Origin of the sequence: Microbacterium sp. CGR1 (genome assembly GCF_051062835.1) — a bacterium.
Taxonomy (GTDB): Bacteria; Actinomycetota; Actinomycetes; order Actinomycetales; family Microbacteriaceae; genus Microbacterium.
Genome location: NZ_JAOTPG010000001.1, coordinates 2743445 through 2764648 on the forward strand (window position 1 = coordinate 2743445; position 21204 = coordinate 2764648).

Below are 21204 nucleotides of genomic sequence, written 5' to 3' on the forward strand. Positions count from 1 at the left end.
ATCGGTCGCCTCGGGGGGCGCATCCGATCTCCACTGTCCTGTTCGGCCCTTCATCGGACTCTCTTAGAATGACGTGATGACACGACGGGGGCAGTACGCGAAGGGCGCGGCGAAGCGTGCCGAGATCCTCGCCGTCGCGCTCGATGTCGTCGCCGAACTGGGAACCCGCAAGGCATCGAACCGTGAGATCGCCGCACGTGTCGGACTCACTCAGCCGGGGCTGATGCACTACTTCAGCACCCGCGAAGAGCTCTTCCTCGAAGTCCTCCGGGCGCGCGACGAGCGCGACCACGAGCGGTTCTACTCGCCCCAGCACGGGTTCCAGGGCTTCCTGGATGTCATCGCGCACAACGCCAGCGTGCCCGGACTCGTCCGTCTGTACGTCGAGTACTCGGCTGAGGCGACCCTCGAGGGGCACCCCGCGCGAGCGTTCTTCGAGCAGCGCTTCGCCTGGGTGCGCACCCTCATGGTCGAGGCCGTCGAGCAGGAGCAGGCGGCCGAGCTGATGGGGCCGGATGTCGATGTCGCGTACGTCGCCGATCTGGTCATCGCCGCGGCGGACGGGCTGCAGGTGCAGTGGCTGCTCGACCCCTCGATCGACATGGCGGCCCGGCTGTCTCGGCTCTGGCACGGCATCCGCGCGGCCTCCTGGCCGACCGTCCTCGCCTGACCGGCCTTCGTCTGGTGCGCCTGCGCGCGCCCTGTCGACGGCCGGGCGAGAGGTCGCTTCCGGAGACCGTGGTGTTCTGCGTGCTCCAAGATCTTGTAGAGCTGCTTTTCCGTAATTACGAACTTTTGATAGGTTCGAGTCATGGAACGGGATACTGCGAGTGCGATCGAGCGCCGATTGGCCGATCTCGAGCAGGAGGTGGCGCGGCTCTCCGCTCTGGCCGAACCGGCTGCTGAGCTCGCCGCGGACACGGCTGATGGGGGAGCGGCAGGATCCGTCGTCGAGACGGCGACCGCAGATGCTCCGGAAGCCGCGACGGCCGGCTCCGACGACCCGCTCTGGTTCGTGAACGAGCTCGGCCGTCGCGCGCCGGGCGCGGTGATGATGGCGGGTGCGGTCGACACGGCCGCAGGCCCCATCCGCTGGCAGTACGGCCTCATGGCCGACGGCCTGCTGTCGGAGGACTGGAGTGATCTCGCGCGCCCCCTCGAGGCGCTCGGTCACCCCGCCCGAATCGAGCTCGTCCGTCAGGTCATGCGCGGTGCGCACACCACGGCCGAGCTGCTGCAGCTCGAGCATCTCGCATCGTCCGGCCAGCTGTACCACCACCTGCGTCAGCTCGTCGCCGCGGGCTGGCTCGTCTCGCCCCGCCGCGGATACTACGAGGTGCCCGCGGCGCGCGTCGTGCCCCTTCTCGTCCTGACCATGATCGCTTCGAGCTGAGGAGCCCACCGTGACAACCCCCTCGACGTCCCCGACATCGATCGACCCCGAGGTCCGCGCGAGCGGACCGGAGACACCGGGCCGCCGCCCCACCCGTGCGATCCTCGCCGTGATCGGCGCCGCAGCCGTCGTGGGCGTCGCCGTGGGTGCCGCGATCGGCCCGCAGCACCAGACCGTGAGCGCCTCGACGGCGGGGGATCCGGGCCTCGCTGACCGCATCCGCTCTCTCCCCGGCAGTCTCGACAGCTTCCGCTCTCTCTCGGTCGCCGAGATCGGTCCGGACGGCGCGGTCTTCGCCGGTCTCGGCGATGCCGATCCCGGCAACCCGGGAGCGCCGACCTCCGGCACGGTGTTCGAACTCGGATCCATCACGAAGACCTTCACCGGAGCGCTGTTCGCTGAGGCGATCGACCGCGGTGAGGTCGCCGCGGACGACACTCTCGCCCAGCACCTGCCCGAACTCGAGGGCACCGCAGCCGGCGACGTGACACTCGCATCGCTGTCGCAGCACTCGTCGGGTCTGCCCGGTCTCGGAGCCACGGCCGCCGAGGCCGCGGTCGGCGGCGTGCTGCTCAATGAGAACGCCTACGCGACCACCACGACCGAGCAGCTGATCGCCGACGCCGCGGTGGCGCCGGTCGACCCCGACCAGGGCTCGCTCTACTCGAACTTCGCCGTCTCGCTGCTGGGCACCGCGCTCGTCGAGGCGGCGGATGCCGGTGACTACGCGACCCTGCTCGAGGAGCGCATCACGGGTCCGCTCGGCATGGACGACACGGTCGTCGCGGCATCCGCCGACGAGGTTCCGGCCGATGCCGTGCCCGGCTTCCTGATCAACGGCGTTCCGGCGCCGCGGTGGTGGGGAGAGGGATACCTGCCGGCGGGGTCGTCGACCTTCACAACGGCGGCAGACCTCGCGCTCTGGGCACAGGCGAACCTCGACGGCACGGCGCCCGGAGCCGCGGCGCTCGACCCCACCGCGCCGATGGGCGAAGGCGCCGAGATCGGCTGGGGATGGATCACCTCGGCATCCTTCTCGGGTGAAGGCCTGCAGACGTGGCACAACGGCGGCACCGCGGGCTTCCGCACCATGCTCACGCTCGACCGGGATGCAGGCACGGCCTTCATCGCTCTGTCGAATACGATCGCCCCCGCGGACTACATCGCGATGTCGTACGCATCCGGTGTTCCGATCCCCGCGGTCGACGCCACGACCGCGGCGGTCGCGTGGGGAGTCTTCGGACTCGCGTTGCTTCTCGGCCTGATCGCGCTGATCCGCTCGTTCCGGGTGCGGGCGTTGCTGCCGTCGGTCAGCGACCTGATCTGGGCGACGTTCGGACTGCTGCTGCTCTGGCACAGCGGGCCCTGGTTCGCGGTCGGCGGGTGGCTGTGGGGCATCGCTCTCGCCCCGGTGATCGCCGCGATCGGAGTGCTCGTGCTCCGTGCCTGGCGTTCGCCTCTCCCGTTCCTGCCGCGCCGTCGTGCCTGGCTCTGGTGGCCGGTCGCCGTGATCGGCGCCGTGCTGGCGGTCGGGGTCACCTTCCTCTGGTGACGCGAGGGGCGAGCGGATGGGCGCGGCCGACCCTTCGGGTCGGCGCCCGCCTGCTCGCCCGGTGTCCGAGCGCTCCCGATCAGCGGCCGAGCTTCTCGGCACAGGCGACGCAGTGCGTGGCGAACGGGCGCACTTCGAGGCGCGCCTCGGGAATCGGTCGACCGCAGTTCGCGCAGATGCCGTAGGTGCCGGCATCCAGGCGTGTGATCGCGTCGTCGACCTGCTGAAGCTCGGATGCCGCCGCTTCGGCGAGCCCCGTCAACCGCGACCACTCCGATGAGAGTGTGACGCCCTCGGGATCGTGCTCGTCGTCGTCGTTCGATCCCTCGCGGTCGTGCGTCAGCTCGAGGAGGGTCGCCGCCGTCGATGCGACCCGGGCCGCCGCTTCGGCGCGCAGCAGCGCGAGGCGAGAGCGCGCATCCGTCGTCATCCGCACACTCTAGGCCGCAGGTCGGACATCCGCCCCGCCCGCCGTCACCAGCCGTTCATCCAGCGTTCGGTTTCGAGTACGGCGGTCTCGTAATTGCCTGTCACCTTCGCGAGTTGGAATACCCATGTTCTCGGAATTCGGGAACGTCTCCTCCCGAAAGGTCATCATGCGCCGCCTCACCCTGCCCGCCGTCGGCCTCCTCGGCGTCGCCGCCCTCGCCCTGACCGGCTGCCAGAGCCCGTCCGCCGAAGCGGCACCCGCCGACCCGAGTGCTCCGATCACGATCGCGACGATCCCGGTCGGCGAGGATCCCACCGCCGAGAACCCGATCGAGGTCTTCGCCGAACTCCTCGAGGCGGCCACCGGCCGCGACGTCGAGATCACCGATGTGCCCGACTATCTGAGCGTCGTCGAGGCGATCCGCGCCGACCACGTCGACATCGGCATCATGAGCGGCTTCCCGTCGGCCCTCGCCGTCAACACGGGCGAGGTCGACGCGTTGGTCGCGTTCCAGGGCGACGGCAAGCCCGTCTCGACCTGCGTCGTCCTGAACGACTCGCCGATCGAGACCGTCGAGGACCTCGAGGGCAAGACCGTCGCGTTCGCCGACCAGGCCTCGAGCTCCGGCTACTTCATGCCGGTGTACATGCTGCACGAGGCCGGTCTCGAACAGGGCACCGACTACGAGGCGATCTTCGCCGGCGGACACGAGGGCAGCTTCGCCGCGCTCCAGCAGGGACAGGTGGATGCCGCCTGCACCGCCGTCATGCTGACCGAGCTCGGCGCCCCGATGTTCCCGTTCGCCGATGGCGAGTGGCGTGCCGTCGGGGAGAGCCCGGCGATGGACATCCAGGGGGCCGTGCTCGGACGCCAGTCGCTCGACGCCGACACCCGCAAGGTCATCCAGGAGGGCATCGCCGAGGTCTTCTCGCCCGAGAACGCCGAGCGCCTCGGAGCCTACGGAGCGTTCGCCGCCGCCGAGCAGACCGTCGACCCCGACGGATCGTCGTTTGCCTCCTTCGCCGAGATCGCTGCGGTCGCGGGCGTCGAGCTCAAGGACCTCAAGTGACGAGTCCTGCGCTGACGGGAGCGGGTGCCGCGGCATCCACCACCCGCACCCCCACCGCCGAGCTGCGTCAGGCCCTCCCGCTCGTGACCGTGCGCGACCTCAGCGTCGCGTACGACACGACCAGGGTGCTCGACGGCGTCGATCTCGACCTGTTCCCGGGCGAGATGGTCGCCCTGCTCGGCGCCTCCGGCTCCGGCAAGTCGACGCTGATGCGCAGCCTCACCGGTTTCGCGCCGATCTCGGCGGGGTCGGTGCGGGTCGCCGGCCACGACGTCACCAACCTCGCTCGCGGCGAGCTGCGCACGCTGCGGTCGGATGTCGGGCAGGTGTTCCAGCAGTTCAACCTGATCCCCCGACTCAGCGTGCTGACCAACGTGCTCGCGGGTGCGCTGCACGGCGCAGGGCCGATCAACATGATCGGCGGCTTCTCGAGCGCGCACCGTCGCCGCGCACTCGAACTGCTCGACCGGGTGGGAATCGCCCACAAGGCGGGCGTCCCCGCCCGCTCGCTCTCGGGCGGTCAGCAGCAGCGCGTCGCGATCGCCCGCGCACTCATGCAGCAGCCGCAGGTGATCCTGGCCGACGAGCCGGTCGCCTCGCTCGACCCGAAGCTCGCGGACTCGGTGCTCGAACTCCTGCGCGAGATCGCCACCGAAGACGGCATCCCCGTGCTCGTCAGCCTGCACGTTCTGCCGCTGGCGCTCGCGCACAGCGACCGCATCATCGGCCTCCGGCACGGACGGATGCTGGTCGCCGGCGCCACGTCGCAGCTGGATGCCGCGGCCCTCGCGCCGCTCTACGACGACGAGGAGCACGACGATGACGCTCACCACTGATCCCCGTTCGACCGGGTCGGGTACCAGGACCGACCGGCAGCACACGCGCCCCGCTCTCGATGCGGCCGAGCGGTCTCGCCTCGAGCGTGCCTTCCGCATCCCGCGCGCTCGGTTCCTGATCGGTCTGCCGATCGCCGCCCTGCTGCTCATCTGGTCGTTCAACGGCGCCGAGTTCAACTTCATCAAGCTGGGCGACGGCGCGGTCAACATGGGCGAGTTCTTGTCGCGCCTGTTCCCGCCGGACTTCTCGAAGATCGGCACGATCCTCGCGCTCCTGCTCGAGACATTCCAGATGGCGGTCGTCGGCACCGTGCTCGGGGCCGTGCTGTCGCTGCTCGCCGCCTTCGGGGCCTCGTCGAACATCGCGCCGAAGTGGGTCTACTACCCGACGAGGTGGGTGATGAACATCATCCGCTCGGTGCCCGACCTGGTCTTCGCGCTCATGTTCGTCTCGGCCGTCGGACTCGGTCCGTTCGCCGGCATCCTGGCCATGACGCTCGGATCCATCGGGTCGATCGGCAAGATATTCGCTGAAGCCATGGAGCAGGTCGATCGCGGCCCCGTCGTCGCGATGGAAGCGGTCGGCGCGTCGAAGAGACAGGTCATCCAGTACGGCATCCTGCCGCAGGCCGCACCCCTGCTGACCTCGTACACACTGCTGCTGTTCGAGGGCAACGTGCGCGGCGCGACCATCCTCGGCCTCGTCGGCGCCGGCGGCATCGGCCTCGAGCTGACCACCGCCATGCGGATGTACGACTACGGCCACCTCAGCGCCATCATCATCTGCATCATCGTGCTCGTCACGGCGATCGACCAGGGCAGCGCCCTCATCCGAAGGAGAATCACATGACCATCGCCGACATCGACCTGGTGCTCAGCGCCCCCGTCAACCTGCGCGACCTCGGCGGAATCCCGATCGACGGGGGAGTGCTGCGCGAGGGCCTCGCGATCCGCACCGACGACCTCGCGTACGTCACGAGTGAGATCGCGTCCGAGCTCGTCGCCGCCGGGCTCACCGCGATCATCGATCTGCGCTCGCCGCTGGAGGTGTCGGTGACCGGCCGGGGCCCGCTCGCCGACTACCCCGTGGCGTACCACCACCTCCCGCTGATCGCCGATGTCGGGCGTTCGATGGGCGAGGGAACCACCGAACTCAGCCACGATGCGATGGGGCAGATGTACCTGCGCATGGTCGAGGTGGCTGCGCCCCAGCTCGTGACGGCGTTGAACGTGATCGCCCACACCCCGGGGACGGCGGCATTCCACTGCGCCGCCGGGCGCGACCGCACCGGTGTGGTCGCGGCGATGCTGCTGCTCGCACTCGGTGCGGCGGATGACGACATCGTCGCCGACTACGCCCTCACCGGCGGCAACATGGTCGCGATCATGCAGCGCACAGCTCCCGTGATGGGCGCGATGTGGAAGGCGCTCGGATTCGACGCCTCCGCTGCCGCGTCGACGTCGTCTCTGCTCGAGGGGTCGATGGAGGTGTCGATGCGCACGCTGCTCGACACGCTCCGCGAGCAGCACGGTGATGCGCTCGCGCCGCTTCGCGCAGCCGGACTGTCGGACGCGACCGTTGCGCGGCTCCGCGAGCGGGCGCTCGGCGCGTGACGACTGTGGAGCGAGATGCCGGGGCAGCGGTTCGCCGCCGTCCCGGTCGCCCGCGTGATGAGGACATGGACGGCCAGATCGTCGCCGCGACGCTCGAGATCATCGATGCCGGTGAGGAGGTGACCGTGAGTCGCGTCGTCGCTCGGAGCGGTGTGAGCCGCGCTGCGCTGTATCGGCGGTGGCCGTCGCTCACGACGCTGATCGCGGCGGCCCTCGACGTGGGTCGCACGATCCCGCCCGAGTATGCGGAAGGCGTCGATCTGCGCGAGGCGTTGGTCGACGGGTTCGGACTCGGTGGCAACGGCGTCGCTCTTGCCGTGTCGGGGTATTCGGAGGAGCGATTCCGGCAGCGCATCCGTCTCGTCATGTCGGACCGCGCCCTGCAGAAGGCGTACTGGCAGTCGCATGTGTCGCGGCGGCGGGTGCCGCTGTTGAACGCGCTGCGCGCCGGGGTCGCGCGCGGACAGCTGAGGGCGGATCTCGATGTCGAGGCGTGCTTCGACGCGATCGCCGGCACTGCGTACTACCAGATCGTCGTGCGCGGTGACCGGATGGATGACCCTGCGGTGGCCGCGCGGCTGCACGCCGCGGTCGACGTGATCTGGCGCGGAATGGTGGCCTGACCCGCACCCCGGGGTCCGTTATCCGCACATCTGGGCATGCATCCGTGCGGACTCCCGCTGGTTCAGTCGGCTGGTGGATCTCCGGGTGGCGAGCGAATCGACCAGCCAACCGGAAGGTCAGCGGGCGCGAGCGGCTACTCGAGCCACTCCGTGATGAACCGGTCGCTGGCATGGATGTGGGTGGCCTCGTAGGTGCCGCCGTCGAGCACCTCGAAGCGGTGGTCGACGAGTGCCGGCACGACCAGTACCTGACCTCCGGCGCCGACGACCTGCTCGTCGCCCACGGTGAAGAGTGCGCGGCCTCGGTGGATCACGAAGGTCTCGACATAGGGATGCCGGTGCAGCCGCGGTCCGCTTCCGACCGCTGAGGTGAACTCGCGGATGATGCTCACGGGCGAGCCGATCAGGTGGCCCTCGATATTCGCGTCGAGGGCGACGTCGATGGGTGCGATGGTCATGGTGCCTCCTTGCTCGCCGAGGCTACCGACGCGCGCCCGTGCACGGTAGGGGTGCCCGCGATGCAGGGGGAGATCTCCTTCAGAGCGCGTGGCCTGACCGGCAGCGCGCGCCGACCCGGGCCGTCAGCGGCGCTCGGGTGCGGTCTCCGCGGCCGGCACGACGTGGACCGTGTCCGTCCGCACGCCGGGGTGGTCGCGCTCGAGCGCTGCACCTTCCATGTCGACGTTGGGGAGGATGCGATCGAGCCACCGCGGCAGCCACCAGGCCGACCTGCCGAGCAGGTGCATGAGCGCCGGCATGAGCAGCATCCGCACGACGAAGGCGTCGAGCAGCACACCGAAGGCGAGGCCGAAGCCGATCGAGCGGATGATGGTCGACTCCGAGAAGATGAACCCGCCGAACACCGACACCATGATGAGGGCTGCGGCGATGACGACCGAGCGGCCGGCGCGGAAGCCCTGGGCGACGGCATCGCGCGCGGATGCTCCGTGCACGTACGCCTCGCGCATTCCCGAGGCGAGGAAGAGCTGGTAGTCCATGGCCAATCCGAACAGGATGCCGACGAGGATCACCGGCAGGAAGCTCAGGATCGGACCCGGGCTGTCCAACCCGATGAGATCTGCACCCCAGCCCCACTGGAACACGGCCACGATCAGGCCGTAGGTCGCGAACAGCGAGAGCACGAACCCGCCGGTGGCGATGATCGGCACGAGCAGAGAGCGGAACACGACGATCATGATGAGCAGCGAGAGCCCGACCACGACCACGAGGTAGAGGGGCAGGACGCCCGCCAGCGCCTCGGAGATGTCGATGTTGGTCGCTGCCTGTCCGGCCACGCCGAGCGTGATGCCGCCGTCGAGCTGCGGCAGGGCGCGGATGTCCTGCACGAGCTTCTCTGTCGACGCGCTGTTCGGGCCTTCGGCCGGCAGCACCTGGAACGCGAGCAGCGTGTTGTCGTCGGACGTCGCGATCGGGGCGACAGCGACGACGTCATCCTGATCGGCGATCTTCTGGGCGACCTCGACCTGGGTGGCGAGGAGGTCGTCGTCGCTCACCGCGTCGTCGAGAGTGGCCGTGACCAGCAGCGGCCCGTTCGCGCCTTCGCCGAACTGCTCGTCGACGATGTGGAACGCGCGGTAGCTGGTCGAGTCCGAGGGCTCGCTCGCGCCGTCGGGCAGGCCGAGGCGCATCGACATCGAGGGGATCGCGACGATCAGCAGGGCGATCACGCTGACGAGCACGGTGACGATCGCGCGCAGCGTCGACATGCGCTTGATGGGCTTGCCTGCGGCGTGCGGCTGGCCGATCGTGGCGCGGGCCTTGCCGCTGAGCAGGCGGGTGCCGACGAGCCCGAGAATAGCGGGGGCGAGCGTGATCGCGACGAGCACCGCGACCGCGACGCAGACCGCGCCGACGGTTCCCATGAGCCCGAGGAACGGCACGCCTGTCACGTTGAGCGCGAGCAGCGCGACGATCACGGTGGTGCCGGCGAACACGACTGCCGTGCCCGAGGTGCCGGTGGCGAGCCCGATCGATTCGCGCACGGGGACACCGTTGAGCAGCTGCTTGCGGTGTCGGTTGACGATGAAGAGGGAGTAGTCGATGCCGACGGCGAGGCCGAGCATCACACCGAGCACCGGGGTGACGGATGCCATGTCGACGACGCCCGAGAAGGCGAGGGATGCGGTCACACCGACACCCACGCCGACGACGGCCGTCACGATCGGCAGCGCGGCGCCGATGAGCGATCCGAGCATGACGATCAGGACGATCGCGGCGAATGCGAGGCCGATCGCCTCACCGACACCGAAGATCTCGGGCACGCCCTGCGCGATGTCGGTGCCGAAGTCGACCTCGACGCCGTCGATCGGGGAGGACTCGAAGTGCTCGATCGTGCCTTCCTTGACCTCTTCGGAGAGCTCGAGGCGGGGGTCTTCGAACGAGACGTTGACGATGGCGGTCGAGCCGTCGTCGGACACGACGCCGATGCCGTTCGCGAGATCGAGGAGCGTGGATCCGAGATCGACCTTCTCGGCGTTGGTGTCGAGTTCGGCGCGCGACTCGTCGATCGTCTTCTGCTGGGTGTCGAGTTCGGCGAGCTGGGCGTTGAGCGCGGCGATCTGCGCGTCGAGAGCGGCGAGCTGCGCGGAAGGAGCACCGCCAGCCTCAGCCTGCGATCGAGCGGTCGTGAGCTGTTCGAGGCCCGCATCGAGCTGGGTGCGTCCGTCGTCGAGCTGTGCCTGACCGGCATCCAGCTGGGCGCGGCCGCCTTCGATCTGGTCCTTGCCGTCGGCGAGGTCCTGCGCCTGCACGGCCTGCTGCTGCTGGGCGTCGAACGGATCGACCACCGATGCGACACCGTCGAGGTCCTCGGCGCTCTTCGCGAGTGCGGAGATCTCCTGCTTCTGCTGCTCGGTGAAGGCCGAGCCGTCGGTCGTCTGGTAGACCACCGTGCCGGTGCCGCCGGCGGTGTCCGGCAGCTTCTCGGCGAGCTGGTCGGTCACCGCACCCGAGGCGGTGCCGGGGATGTCGAAGCTGTTGCTCAGTGTGCCGCCGAGCGTGAGGAACGCGCCGACACCGAGGCCGAGGATGATGACCCACGAGACGATCACCGTCCACGCCTTGCGCGCAGCGAGAGAACCCAGACGGTAGAGCAGTGATGCCAAAACGATCTCCTTAGACGAATAGATCATACGGGGCGTCTCGTCTAGTGTTCTGTGGTTATCCTGAACGTGTGGTGAACGAGCATCGAAGCGGACCTGTGCGCAGCACGGCTGCCCGTGAAGCGATCCTCGACGCGACCTCTCGCCTGTTCCATAACCAGGGCTACGACCGCCTCACGATCGAGGGCATCGCGAAGGAAGCCGGCGTCGGCAAGCAGACCATCTACCGGTGGTGGCCGTCGCGGGGTGCGTTGATCGGCGAGTGCCTCGCCGAGGGTCGCCTCATCCCCGTCGACTTCGTCGTGCCCGACACCGGAGACCTCGCCGCCGACGTCGAGACCTGGCTGCGCAGTGTGCTCTCGATCCTCGAGGCGCCCGAGGGCGGAGCGCTGCTGCGATCACTGGTCGCCGCTGCCACCGAGGATGCGGGCGTCGGCGCTCACCTCGGAGACAGCCTCGGCGTCGAGAAGTACCTCACCGAACGCATCCGCGGTGGCATCCGCGACGGACAGCTCGCCGAGGACGCCCCTGTCGAGCAGCTCGGGAGGGCCATCCTCGGAGCGATCATCGTCGAGTCGCTGGGGCGCGAGCACCACGACCCGGAGTCGATCGTGCAGCTGACCCGCTTCTTCTTCTCGCGCTAGTCCTCGGGCTCACCGCGCCACCGCGGTCTGGCCGCCGGTCTGAGCGTCGAGGCCTGATCGATGCCCGTACGCGAACGACGCGGCATCCGCCCCTCGCCTCGGTCGTGCGGCTCTGGTCGCCATCTCGTCGACCGCAGCATCGACCCGGCGCCGCCGCGAGACGAGCACGAGATCGGTACCTGCGGTGCTCTCGTGGACGACGACGCGGCGGCTCTCCGCGATGCGGTTCATGACGCCCACTGCGAACCCACGGAGGAATCCGCTGCGCGCCCGTCTTCTCTCGCCCTCGCGGTGCCTGGCGTACAGGTCTCGGTGCGTGAGCCACCAGTCGCGCATCGCGACCATGGCCTGCACCTCGAGGCTCGCGGTCAGCGTCTGCGCCTGGCGGACGTCGGATTCGTGCCCGACCAGATACAGCGCGGACACGGGCGGGAACTCCCCGACGAGGGGCCGCACGGTCTCGAACGCCATGGCCACGCCGATGCCGATCTCGCGGAGGTCCTTCGCATAGACGCCGCGGAACAGCATCCGCTCGGTGACGATCTGCTCCTGCGGTTGCCCGAGTCGCCCGCGTCTCTCGTCGATCTGCGCCTGCTCGATCCCGTACTTCATGATCAGGCGCTCGGCATGCTCGGTCAGAGCCTCGGCCTCTTCGGGCGTCGTGCTCTCGGCCTTGGCGAGCAGTTTCGCGATGAGGTCGAGTTTGGCTTCGGTCATGGCATCCCCCTTGGATCTGTGATGCCTCGGATCCTTCGCGGGGGGACCTACATTCCGATGCCGAACTCCGGGGTCTGTGAAGAAACCCAGATCAGGGATGTCGGTGCAGAAGCGGATGCCGTGAGGCCGACCGGGCACAGATTCGGACCTGAGATCTGACACGCCGCCGCACCGGTCCGTTGTGCTGGAGTGTCGCCCGCGCGCTCCGAAGTTGTGCCCGGGTCGGGGGGGGCAGACGAGGGACGACCTCAGACGAGGGGCGTCAGCCGAGGATCAGCGTGAGGACGGTCGCGCCACCGCCACCGAGGATCAGAGCGATGATCACCGTCCAGGCGACGATGCGGAGGCGACGGTTGCGCTTCTCGCCGAGGTCGCCGTAGTCGTCGTCGGGCCGGCTGAGCTCACTCATGCGCTGACCGGCTCCGCGACCGTCGGGCCGAAGGCAGCGGGCAGGGTGGCCTGCGAGCGCTCGCGGATCTCGGCGATCGGAACAGTGAAGACGTCCTGCACCTCGAGCTTTGCGCCCTCGCTGTCGGTCACGCCGATGCGCATCACGGGGTAGTCGCGGCCTTCGCAGAGCCCACGGAACTTGACGTCGTCTTCACGAGGAACGGTCACGATGACGCGACCGGTCGACTCGGAGAACAGGGCGGATGCGGCATCCACACCGTTGCTCTCGATGATCTCGTTGAGCCAGACGCGCGCGCCGACGCCGAAGCGCGAGACGCCCTCGGCGAGAGCCTGCGCGAGGCCACCCTCCGACACGTCGTGCGCCGACGAGATCAGCCACTCGTCGCGGGCAGCGCCGAGCAGACCTGCGAGGCGCTTCTCGCCCGCGAGGTCGACCTTCGGCGGCAATCCGCCGAGGTGCTGGTGCACGGTCTCGGCCCACGCCGAGCCTGAGAGCTCGGTCGAGGTGGTGCCGAGCAGGTAGATGTTCTGGCCTTCGTCCTGCCATCCCGAGGGGATGCGGCGCGAGACGTCGTCGATGATTCCGAGCACGCCGACGAGCGGGGTCGGGTGGATCGGCACGTCGCCGGTCTGGTTGTAGAACGAGACGTTGCCGCCGGTGACAGGGGTGCCGAGCTCGTAGCATCCGTCGGCGAGGCCGTCGACGGTCTGCCCGAACTGCCACATGACCTCGGGGTTCTCGGGAGAGCCGAAGTTCAAGCAGTCGGTGATCGCGGTCGGCACGGCGCCGGTGACGGCGACGTTTCGGTACGCCTCGGCGAGGGCCAGCTGCGCACCGGCATACGGGTCGAGCTGGCAGTAGCGGCCGTTGGCGTCGGTCGAGATCGCGAAGCCGAGACCCGACTCCTCGTCGACGCGGATCATGCCGGCGTCGTCGGGGAACGAGAGGGCCGTGTTGCCGAGCACGTAGTAGTCGTACTGGTTGGTGATCCAGCGGGTGTCGGCGAGGTTCGGCGAGGCGACCAGGTCGAGGAACTGCTCGCGCAGCACCTCCGGGTCGTTCGAGCGGGGCAGGTTCTCGGCGGCATCCGCCTGCAGCGCGTCGATCCACGTCGGGTACGCGACCGGGCGGTCGTAGACCGGGCCGTCGACCGCGACGGTCGAGGGATCGACGTCGACGATGCGCTCGCCCTGCCAGTCGATGATGAGGCGGCCGTCTCCGGTGACCTCGCCGAGCACCGACGTCTCGACGTCCCACTTCTTGACGACCGCGAGGAACGCGTCGAGCTTCTCGGGGGCGACGATCGCCATCATGCGCTCCTGCGACTCCGACATGAGGATCTCCTCAGCCGTGAGCGACGGGTCGCGCAGCAGCACGTTGTCGAGCGAGACCTTCATACCGCTGTTGCCGTTGGCCGCGAGCTCGCTGGTCGCGCACGAGATTCCGGCGGCACCGAGGTCTTGGATCGCCTCGACGAGCTCGTCGCGGTAGAGCTCGAGGCAGCACTCGATGAGCACCTTCTCGGCGAACGGGTCTCCCACCTGCACCGCGGGGCGCTTGGTCGGGCCCGTGGAATCGAAGGAGTCGGAAGCAAGGATGCTGGCGCCGCCGATGCCGTCGCCACCCGTGCGGGCGCCGAAGAGCACGACCTTGTTGCCGACGCCGGTGGCGTTGGCGAGCTTGAGGTCTTCGTGGCGGAGCACGCCGACCGCGAGCGCGTTGACGAGGGGGTTGGCCTGGTAGACGGAGTCGAAGACCGTCTCGCCGCCGATGTTCGGAAGGCCCAGGCAGTTGCCGTAGAAGCTGATGCCGCTGGTCACACCGTGCACGACGCGGGCGGTGTCGGGGTGGTCGATCGCGCCGAAGCGCAGGGCGTCCATGACGGCGACCGGGCGTGCGCCCATCGAGATGATGTCGCGGACGATGCCGCCGACGCCGGTCGCGGCGCCCTGGAAAGGCTCGATGAACGAGGGGTGGTTGTGCGACTCGGCCTTGAAGGTGACGGCCCAGCCCTCGCCGACGTCGATGACGCCCGCGTTCTGGCCCATGCCCACCATCAGGCGCTCCTTCATCTCGTCGGAGACCTTCTGGCCGAAGCGGCGCAGGTAGTTCTTCGACGACTTGTACGAGCAGTGCTCCGACCACATGACGGAGTACATGGCCAGCTCGCCGGAGGTCGGGCGGCGGCCCAGGATCTCCTTGATGCGGGCGTACTCGTCGTCCTTGAGGCCCAGCGCTGCGTACGGCTGCTCCTTCTCCGGAGTCGCGGTGGCGTTCTCGACGGAGTCGGGGACGTGCTTGTGGGCAGGTGCAGGGGCGGTGGTCACGCGCACTCCTAGATGAGGGGCCGGCGGGGCATGGCCAGTCTACCGGGGGATGCCGTGGGCCCGGACTCGTGCGTCGGGGCGACGGGTGCCGGCATCCGCTGCTCGCGTCTACGTCAGGAGCGGCCCGAGCTCCCGTGCAGCCGCGATGACGGAGACGGCGATCGAATCGGACTCGTCGATGTATCTGCGCGGACCCGAGTAGGACAGTGCTCCGGCAAGCGCGCCGGAGGCGTCGGTGATCGGCGCGACCAGACACCCCCGCTGGCCGTCGCGAGCGCGGATCACGCCCTGCTCGCGGAGCTCGGTGGCGAGGTCGTCGGCGACGTGCTCCCCGCGGACGACTTCCCCTCGCACGACGAGTGGCAGCAGACCCAGCGCGTATCGGGTGGGCTCGTGCTGCAGGCCCAGCCGGTTCGAGAGGGGAAAGTCGGGGTCCTCATCGGCGATGACGACTCTGCCGTCGCGGTAGAGGACGAGGTGGATGCCACCCCGCGCACTCGCCCTGGTGCGCTCGAGGACGTCGCGTGCGGCACGGGGGACGCGCTCGACGGCGATGCTGCCAGCCAGCAACGCCACTTTCGTGCCCAGGGCGAAACCGGTGAGATCCGGTGTCCGAACGAGGTATTCGTCCTGCACCAGCAGATTGAGCAGGCGATAGGTCGTCGCGCGCGGCATCCCCAGATGCTCGGCGAGTTGCCGCGCGGTGACGCCGGCTCCCATTGCCGCGACGGCTTCGAGCATCGACAGCGCACTGTGGATGGCGGTGGGCTGGCGGGCCGAGATCGATACCCCGTCACCGCCCGTCATCCGTCGGCGTCCCCCGGTTCGCCCCCGTTTGCGCTGCTGCTGCCGTCGCCCGCGCTGCCGTCGCCTGCGCTGCCACTGCGCGCCACACCGCCGAGCACGTGAGCGGCGACCGGCTCGTCGTAGCGTCCGACCTCACCCATGGGCGAGCGCCGTCGCCACCGGATCAGCACCGCCGCGATCAGGGCGAAGCCGAGCGCGAACAAGACCCCGGGGTTTCCCGCGGCCGCCTCCGCGACGAGATAGACCGTCAGGCATGCCGCAAGCGCCGCCGCCGCGCTGACGGCGGCGATGACGGAACCGACGGTGACCTCCCCGATACGGCGCAGGAACAGGGGAGCGGCGATGCAGACCAGCACGTAGGCGACGATGTAGCCCGCTGCCGAGATCAGCAGGACGGCCTTCATGGCGTCCCACGGTGACACGCCGGCCGCGACGATCACGATCGGTGCGAGGACGATCGGCGGGACCGCGACGACGACCGCGCCGATCGGAGTGCGGTGGCGTCCGTGCGTGCGGCCGAGCCGGGCGGGGAGGACACCGTCGCGGGCGAGTGCGAACACAATGCGGGTGAGGGCGGTCGTCGATGCGATGGCGCAGGCCAGGCCCGAGGTGGCGATGCCGACGTCCGCGACGGCGGCCCAGGCGGAGAGACCGAAACGCGACGCCAGCTCATCGAGGAGCGCGACAGAAGTCGTCCCCCCGATCGCGTCCGCCCCTGCGATCTGCGTGTAGCCGGCTATGAGGTAGAAGACGCCGGCCACGCCGACGCTCCACACGATGGCGCGGGGGATGTTCTTCAGGGGCGAGCGCGCTTCGACGCCGAGCGTCGCCGAGCTCTCGAAACCGACGAACGCTGTGATCGCGAGCACTGCGCCCCCGGCGACGCCCGCCACCGATACATCGTCGGGCGAGAAGATCGCCGCCGGATGGATCGGTCCGATCTGCACGAGGAGCACGATCAGAAGGAGCAGGATCAGCGCGACGGAGACGAGTTCGACGACGAGAGCGACCCGGGATGAGAGACGGATGCCCCGCACGAGGACGATCGCGAGCACCGCTGCCTCGATGACCAGAGCGCCGAGAGCGATCGGGGTCGCGGGGAGCTGCGGCCACAGCCTGGTCACGAGCATCGTCGCGTAGTGCGCACCGCCCAGGAGCGCGAAGACCGAGATGAAGGCGTACCCGACGACGATCGCCGCGCCCGTCGCGAGCCCGGCGGTCGTGCCGAGTCCCCGGGCGGCATAGGTGTAGAGCGAGCCGCTGGCGGCGAACCGCCGCGTGAACTGGTTGATCGTCCGAGCGACCAGGAACGTGATGATCGTCGCGAGGGCCATCACGAGAACTGTCGCTCCGCCGGCCAGATCCGCGACCATCAGCACGGCCATGGCCGACGCCGCAGCCGGGGCGATGGCGGCGACCGACTGCGCGAGGACGTCGGCGAAACCCACGGTGTGCCTGTCGAGTCCGTGCAGCGGTGAGCGGGCGGCGAACGATCGAACGGCCTCCGGGCGTTCGATCGCCTCGTCGAGTGCAGACATGGGGCCTCCGCCTGTTGCGCGATGAACGCTGCTGCGCGATGGGAAGAGGCTACGAGCGATCGGTTGCAGGGACGCTTCAGTCGTGTTTCGCGCAGATCTCGCCCGAATGAGACAGCCCGTATTCGAGTGTCCCGTTCGCGGCGACCGCAGACGTCACTCCGCCGAGACGGGCGGGAAATCCCGCCGCGGCAGGGTGGGGGAACCGCTCCACTCCGCTTCTCTCAGAAGGGTTTGCACATGGTCCAGATTCAGCCCAGCGCCACCGAGACTTCCCCGAAGAAGGTCTTGTCGGGATCGCTCGGTGCGACGGCGATCGTCTTCATGGTCGTCGCCGCCGCCTCGCCCCTGACTGTCATCGGCGGGTCGGCCCCGCTCGGCATCCTGCTCGGCAACGGGTCGGGGTTCCCGGCGCTGTATGCGATCAGCGCCGTCGTTCTCGTGCTCTTCGCCGTCGGCGTCTCGGCGATGGCCAAGCACGTCCCCAACCCCGGGGCGTTCTTCACCTACGTCGGATACGGCCTCGGACGCTCGACCGGCCTCGCCTCCGCCTGGATCGCGATGCTCACGTATACGACGATCCAGGTGTCCGTGTACGGGTACATGGGCTACGTGCTGAGCTTCACCTTCGAAGGGTTCGGCATCACGCTCCCATGGTGGCTGTACTCGATCGCCGTCGTCGCACTCGTCGGGTTCCTCGGCTATCGCCACATCGATCTGTCCAGCAAGGTGCTCGGCGTCCTGCTCTGCGCCGAGGTCGGAATCGTCCTTCTTCTCGTCGCGGCGGTCGTGATCTCCGGCGGCCCCGAAGGGCTGAGCCTCGCACCGTTCGAGCCGAAGAACGTCGCGAGCGGTTCCCCCGGCGTCGGCCTCATGATGGCGATCGCCGCCTTCATCGGATTCGAGGCGACCGCCGTCTTCCGCAGCGAGGCGCGCGATCCCGACCGCACGATCCCCCGCGCCACCTATATGGCCGTGATCGGCGTCGGTGTGTTCTACACCCTCGCCTCATGGGGCCTCGTCATGGCGTGGGGGCCTTCGAACATCCTGGAGGAGGCCGCGGCCGACCCGGGAACGCTCATCCTCCGCACGATGTCGGCGTACCTCGGCGCCACCGGCGAGATCATCACGAACATCCTCCTCATCACCGCGATGTTCGCCTGCGTGCTGTCGTTCCACAACGTCGTCGCCCGTTACCAGTACTCCATGGCAGGCGCCGGCGTGCTGCCCGACCGGGTGGGCGCCGTGCACCCGAAGCACATGTCGCCGCACGTGTCCTCGCTCGTGCAGAGCATCACCGCGGTCGTCCTCGTCGCGCTGTTCGCCGTTCTGCAGCTCGACCCGGTGCTGCAGGTCTTCACCTGGTTCGCCGGGGTCGCGACCGTGGCCATCGCCCTCCTGATGGCGGTCACCTCGATCGCGGTCATCGTCTACTTCGCGAGGACACGCAAGGACCGGAGGATCTGGAACACCGTGATCGCCCCCGTGCTCGGTTTCATCGGCCTGGTGCTCTCCGTGGTCATGATCGTCGTCTACTTCCCGATCATGGTCGGCGATGCGGATGCCACAGGCGCGCCCGTGTTCGGCGCGGTCAGCTGGAGTCTGCTCGGGCTGGTGATCGTCTTCCCCCTGATCGGGTACGCCCAGGCCGCGTGGATCAGAGCCCGCAGGCCCGCGGCATACGCCAAGCTCACCGACGCCATCGCCGGCTGAGGCGCACCATGAGCGCGACCGACACACTCTCCCCCACCCCCTCGACGACAAGGACCGTCATGCCCCTGCCCCACGTGGATTTCCTCTATCTCTCCGAAGCCGACATGATCGCGGCCGGAGTGACCGATATGCACCAGTGCGTCGACACCATGGAGGAGATGTTCGCGCTGTTCGCCGCGGGCGACTACCGCATGACCGGTGAGAGCAACGATTCGCACGGCGCGATGATGACTTTCCCCGAGACGTCGCCGTTCCCGAACATGCCGGTGCCCACTGAGGACCGACGGTTCATGGCGATGCCGGCGTACCTCGGCGGAGACTTCCAGACGACCGGCGTCAAGTGGTACGGATCCAACATCGCCAACCGCGAGAAGGGTCTGCCGCGGTCGATCCTCATGTTCACGCTCAACGACACCGACACCGGGGCACCACTCGCGTTCATGTCGGCGAACCTGCTGTCGGCATACCGGACCGGCGCCGTGCCGGGGGTCGGTGCGCGGCACTTCGCCCGCAAGGACTCGCGCGTCGCGGGGATCGCCGGGCCCGGCGTCATGGCACGCACGGTGCTCCTGGCCTTCATGGATGCGTGCCCGCTGATCGACACGCTGAAGATCAAGGGGCGAGGGTCGGAGAGCCTCGAACGCTTCCAGGAATGGGTGCGCGAGGAGTTCCCGACGATCACCACGATCGAGGTCGTCGACTCGATCGAGGACGTCGTCCGGGGCAGCGACCTGGTGAGCTTCTGCACCACGGGCACCGGTGCCGGCGGCTCGGAGAACTACCCCACGATCCAGCGGGAGTGGATCACGCCCGGGGCGTTCTTCGCGATGCCGTCGCTGTGCAACACCGACGACTCCCTGCTGGACAGCGACATCACGAAGGTCGTCGATGCGTACGGGTTGTACGAGACCTGGTACGAGGAGTTCCCGAAGCCGTCGTTCGAGCACATTCCGATGGTCGGGCAGAAGTGGATGGATCTCGTGAAGGCCGGGGAGCTCTCCCGTGACGAGCTCGTCGACATCGGCGATGTCGTCTCCGGAAAGCGGCCCGGTCGGCAGAGCGACGACGAGATCGTCATCATGTCGGTCGGCGGGATGCCGGTGGAGGACGTCGCGTGGGGGACGAAGGTGTACCGCAACGCCCTGGAGCGCGGCATCGGCCAGAAGCTGAACCTGTGGACCGAGCCGGCTCTCGCATGAGTGCGGCAGAGGTCATCCGGACCGTCGACGTCGCGGTGGTGGGTGCAGGCTCCATGGGATCGATGGCGCTGTGGCACCTCGCGAAATCGACGGGGCTGTCGGTGCTGGGCATCGAGCAGTACGGACCGGCGCACGGCCATGCAGCGTTCGCCGGTGAGTCGCGTCTGTTCCGTGCGGCGAACAAGGAAGGCGCGCTCTACACGGCAGCTGCTCTCGAGGCCAGGGCGCTGTGGACCGAGCTGGAGCGTGAGACCGGCCGCCAGCTGCTGCTGAAGACCGGCGTCCTCGCGGTCGCGCCGGAGGGACATCCGTTCCTCGAGTCCACGCAGCGATCGATCGTGGAGGGCGATCTGCCGCACCGGTTCCTCGATGCGGCGGAGCTCCGCCGGGAGTATCCGCAGTTCACCGTCGAGGATGGCGACATCGGGATCATGGACGTGCTCGGCGGCGGGTTGCGCTCGGAGCTGGCGGTGGCGACCGCGCAGCGGGCCGCGATCAGGCGGGGGGCGGAGATCCTGTACAACACCCCGGTGCTCGGCATCGATGAGGGCGACAGCGGTGTCGTGATCTCGACATCCGAGGGGATCGTCCACGCGCAGAAGGTGATCGTGACGACCGGTGCGTGGACGACGAGGATCGTGCCGGAGCTGCGCGATCTGGTGAGCGCGATCGCCATCCCGCTCACGTGGTTCATGCCGGAGGACATCAGCCAGTTCACCCCTGACCGCTTCCCGTGCTGGATGCGGGACCTGGACGGCGACCATGCCTTCGGCGTCCCCACGCTCGACGGCTACTCGGTCAAGATCGCCCCCACGACGCGCATCGACACGATCGAGGACCCCGACACGGACCCCCGCGAACTGTCGCGTGCGGAACTGCGGAGCTGCACGGCGATCGCCACCCGGATGTTCCCCGGCATCCTGCCCGAGGTGGTCCGGTCGTCCATCCACCCGGAGTCGACGACGGCTGATCATGTCCCGATCCTCGACGTCTCCGAGTCGGGCCGGATCGTCATCGGAGCCGGGTTCTCCGGCAACGGCTTCAAGTTCTCGCCCGCCTACGGGCGCGTGCTGGCGCAACTCGCCGAGAGCGGGTCGAGTGCGCTGCAGCACCCTCTGTTCACGCTCGGTCACCACCGGCGCCGTGCTCAGGCGCGCGCTGACGATCTCGTCCTCGCAGACGACTATCCGGTCCTCCAGGGCCACTGACAC

General features: G+C 68.9%; 20 protein-coding genes. 12 read left to right on the forward strand and 8 right to left on the reverse strand.

All coding sequences use genetic code 11. The annotated features are described in order from the left end of the window. Positions 1–76: 76 nt before the first annotated feature. The 3 genes from OD997_RS13600 (at position 77) to OD997_RS13610 (ending at position 2945) form a co-directional block, all read left to right on the forward strand. A complete protein-coding gene (locus OD997_RS13600) occupies positions 77–670 on the forward strand; it encodes a TetR/AcrR family transcriptional regulator (protein WP_434332043.1) in 594 nt (197 codons plus the stop codon). A gap of 141 nt (positions 671–811) precedes the next feature. Further along, a complete protein-coding gene (locus tag OD997_RS13605) occupies positions 812–1393 on the forward strand; it encodes an ArsR/SmtB family transcription factor (RefSeq protein ID WP_434332044.1) in 582 nt (193 codons plus the stop codon). 10 nt (positions 1394–1403) lie between these two features. Further along, positions 1404–2945, forward strand: a complete 1542-nt coding sequence (locus tag OD997_RS13610) for a serine hydrolase domain-containing protein (protein WP_434332045.1) — start codon at positions 1404–1406, stop codon at positions 2943–2945. A 79-nt stretch (positions 2946–3024) separates the two neighbouring features. Here the strand turns inward: OD997_RS13610 and OD997_RS13615 are convergent, their stop codons facing one another. After that, positions 3025–3375 (reverse strand): TraR/DksA family transcriptional regulator, encoded by a 351-nt coding sequence (locus tag OD997_RS13615; protein WP_434332046.1) that lies wholly within the window; start codon positions 3373–3375, stop codon positions 3025–3027. A gap of 166 nt (positions 3376–3541) precedes the next feature. Here OD997_RS13615 and phnD point away from each other — a divergent pair, with 166 nt between their 5' ends. From phnD to OD997_RS13640, 5 genes are all read left to right on the forward strand, one after another. Continuing rightward, on the forward strand, positions 3542–4444 hold the full coding sequence (gene phnD, locus OD997_RS13620) for a phosphate/phosphite/phosphonate ABC transporter substrate-binding protein (protein ID WP_434332047.1): 903 nt from the start codon (positions 3542–3544) through the stop codon (positions 4442–4444). Then, positions 4441–5280 carry a phosphonate ABC transporter ATP-binding protein gene (locus tag OD997_RS13625; RefSeq protein WP_434332048.1) on the forward strand — a complete coding sequence of 280 codons (840 nt, stop codon included), beginning with the start codon at positions 4441–4443 and terminating at the stop codon, positions 5278–5280. Before phnD ends, OD997_RS13625 begins: the two co-directional genes overlap by 4 nt. Beyond that, positions 5264–6130, forward strand: coding sequence for a phosphonate ABC transporter, permease protein PhnE (phnE, locus tag OD997_RS13630; RefSeq protein ID WP_434332049.1), 867 nt, complete (start codon positions 5264–5266; stop codon positions 6128–6130). Before OD997_RS13625 ends, phnE begins: the two co-directional genes overlap by 17 nt. Continuing rightward, positions 6127–6894 carry a tyrosine-protein phosphatase gene (locus OD997_RS13635; protein WP_434332050.1) on the forward strand — a complete coding sequence of 256 codons (768 nt, stop codon included), beginning with the start codon at positions 6127–6129 and terminating at the stop codon, positions 6892–6894. The genes phnE and OD997_RS13635 overlap by 4 nt, the downstream gene beginning before the upstream one ends. Positions 6895–6959: 65 nt before the next feature. Next, the gene (locus OD997_RS13640; RefSeq protein ID WP_434332051.1) at positions 6960–7517 is read left to right on the forward strand and encodes a TetR/AcrR family transcriptional regulator C-terminal ligand-binding domain-containing protein; all 558 of its coding nucleotides are present in this window, start codon (positions 6960–6962) and stop codon (positions 7515–7517) included. Between the two features lie 134 nt (positions 7518–7651). Here the strand turns inward: OD997_RS13640 and OD997_RS13645 are convergent, their stop codons facing one another. After that, a complete protein-coding gene (locus OD997_RS13645; protein ID WP_434332052.1) occupies positions 7652–7975 on the reverse strand; it encodes a cupin domain-containing protein in 324 nt (107 codons plus the stop codon). A 123-nt stretch (positions 7976–8098) separates the two neighbouring features. Continuing rightward, a complete protein-coding gene (locus OD997_RS13650; RefSeq protein WP_434332053.1) occupies positions 8099–10642 on the reverse strand; it encodes an MMPL family transporter in 2544 nt (847 codons plus the stop codon). A 71-nt stretch (positions 10643–10713) separates the two neighbouring features. On the opposite strand from OD997_RS13650, the gene OD997_RS13655 reads away from it, so the two are divergent. Then, on the forward strand, positions 10714–11283 hold the full coding sequence (locus OD997_RS13655; protein ID WP_341956099.1) for a TetR/AcrR family transcriptional regulator: 570 nt from the start codon (positions 10714–10716) through the stop codon (positions 11281–11283). A 9-nt stretch (positions 11284–11292) separates the two neighbouring features. On the opposite strand, the gene OD997_RS13660 is transcribed toward OD997_RS13655, so the two are convergent. From OD997_RS13660 to OD997_RS13680, 5 genes are all read right to left on the reverse strand, one after another. Continuing rightward, positions 11293–12000: a DUF2786 domain-containing protein gene (locus OD997_RS13660; RefSeq protein ID WP_434332054.1), complete on the reverse strand. Its 708-nt coding sequence runs from the start codon at positions 11998–12000 to the stop codon at positions 11293–11295. A gap of 262 nt (positions 12001–12262) precedes the next feature. After that, positions 12263–12409 carry a hypothetical protein gene (locus OD997_RS13665; protein ID WP_434332055.1) on the reverse strand — a complete coding sequence of 49 codons (147 nt, stop codon included), beginning with the start codon at positions 12407–12409 and terminating at the stop codon, positions 12263–12265. Continuing rightward, the gene (purL, locus tag OD997_RS13670) at positions 12406–14739 is read right to left on the reverse strand and encodes a phosphoribosylformylglycinamidine synthase subunit PurL (protein WP_434332056.1); all 2334 of its coding nucleotides are present in this window, start codon (positions 14737–14739) and stop codon (positions 12406–12408) included. The genes OD997_RS13665 and purL overlap by 4 nt, the downstream gene beginning before the upstream one ends. A gap of 108 nt (positions 14740–14847) precedes the next feature. Further along, on the reverse strand, positions 14848–15546 hold the full coding sequence (locus OD997_RS13675) for a helix-turn-helix domain-containing protein (protein ID WP_434332057.1): 699 nt from the start codon (positions 15544–15546) through the stop codon (positions 14848–14850). Further along, positions 15543–17084, reverse strand: coding sequence for an APC family permease (locus tag OD997_RS13680; protein ID WP_434332058.1), 1542 nt, complete (start codon positions 17082–17084; stop codon positions 15543–15545). The genes OD997_RS13675 and OD997_RS13680 overlap by 4 nt, the downstream gene beginning before the upstream one ends. A gap of 237 nt (positions 17085–17321) precedes the next feature. Between OD997_RS13680 and OD997_RS13685 the strand changes: the two genes are divergently transcribed. The 3 genes from OD997_RS13685 to solA are packed head-to-tail and all read left to right on the forward strand — an operon-like array spanning position 17322 to position 21201. Then, entirely contained in the window at positions 17322–18794 is a 1473-nt protein-coding gene (locus OD997_RS13685; protein ID WP_434332059.1) for an APC family permease, read from the forward strand. Between the two features lie 8 nt (positions 18795–18802). Then, entirely contained in the window at positions 18803–19993 is a 1191-nt protein-coding gene (locus OD997_RS13690) for a tyramine oxidase subunit B (protein ID WP_434332060.1), read from the forward strand. Next, positions 19990–21201 carry an N-methyl-L-tryptophan oxidase gene (gene solA, locus OD997_RS13695; protein WP_434332061.1) on the forward strand — a complete coding sequence of 404 codons (1212 nt, stop codon included), beginning with the start codon at positions 19990–19992 and terminating at the stop codon, positions 21199–21201. Before OD997_RS13690 ends, solA begins: the two co-directional genes overlap by 4 nt. The last annotated feature ends 3 nt before the right edge of the window (positions 21202–21204 follow it).

Coding starts and splice junctions, on each gene's coding strand:
- OD997_RS13600 (WP_434332043.1), top strand. CDS start 77: ATGACACGACGGGGGCAGTACGCGAAGGGCGCGGCGAAGCGTGCCGAG.
- solA (WP_434332061.1), top strand. CDS start 19,990: ATGAGTGCGGCAGAGGTCATCCGGACCGTCGACGTCGCGGTGGTGGGT.
- OD997_RS13690 (WP_434332060.1), top strand. CDS start 18,803: ATGAGCGCGACCGACACACTCTCCCCCACCCCCTCGACGACAAGGACC.
- OD997_RS13660 (WP_434332054.1), bottom strand. CDS start 12,000: ATGACCGAAGCCAAACTCGACCTCATCGCGAAACTGCTCGCCAAGGCC.
- OD997_RS13665 (WP_434332055.1), bottom strand. CDS start 12,409: ATGAGTGAGCTCAGCCGGCCCGACGACGACTACGGCGACCTCGGCGAG.
- phnE (WP_434332049.1), top strand. CDS start 5,264: ATGACGCTCACCACTGATCCCCGTTCGACCGGGTCGGGTACCAGGACC.
- OD997_RS13680 (WP_434332058.1), bottom strand. CDS start 17,084: ATGTCTGCACTCGACGAGGCGATCGAACGCCCGGAGGCCGTTCGATCG.
- OD997_RS13685 (WP_434332059.1), top strand. CDS start 17,322: ATGGTCCAGATTCAGCCCAGCGCCACCGAGACTTCCCCGAAGAAGGTC.
- OD997_RS13615 (WP_434332046.1), bottom strand. CDS start 3,375: ATGACGACGGATGCGCGCTCTCGCCTCGCGCTGCTGCGCGCCGAAGCG.
- OD997_RS13605 (WP_434332044.1), top strand. CDS start 812: ATGGAACGGGATACTGCGAGTGCGATCGAGCGCCGATTGGCCGATCTC.
- OD997_RS13640 (WP_434332051.1), top strand. CDS start 6,960: ATGGACGGCCAGATCGTCGCCGCGACGCTCGAGATCATCGATGCCGGT.
- OD997_RS13675 (WP_434332057.1), bottom strand. CDS start 15,546: ATGACGGGCGGTGACGGGGTATCGATCTCGGCCCGCCAGCCCACCGCC.
- phnD (WP_434332047.1), top strand. CDS start 3,542: ATGCGCCGCCTCACCCTGCCCGCCGTCGGCCTCCTCGGCGTCGCCGCC.
- OD997_RS13645 (WP_434332052.1), bottom strand. CDS start 7,975: ATGACCATCGCACCCATCGACGTCGCCCTCGACGCGAATATCGAGGGC.
- OD997_RS13635 (WP_434332050.1), top strand. CDS start 6,127: ATGACCATCGCCGACATCGACCTGGTGCTCAGCGCCCCCGTCAACCTG.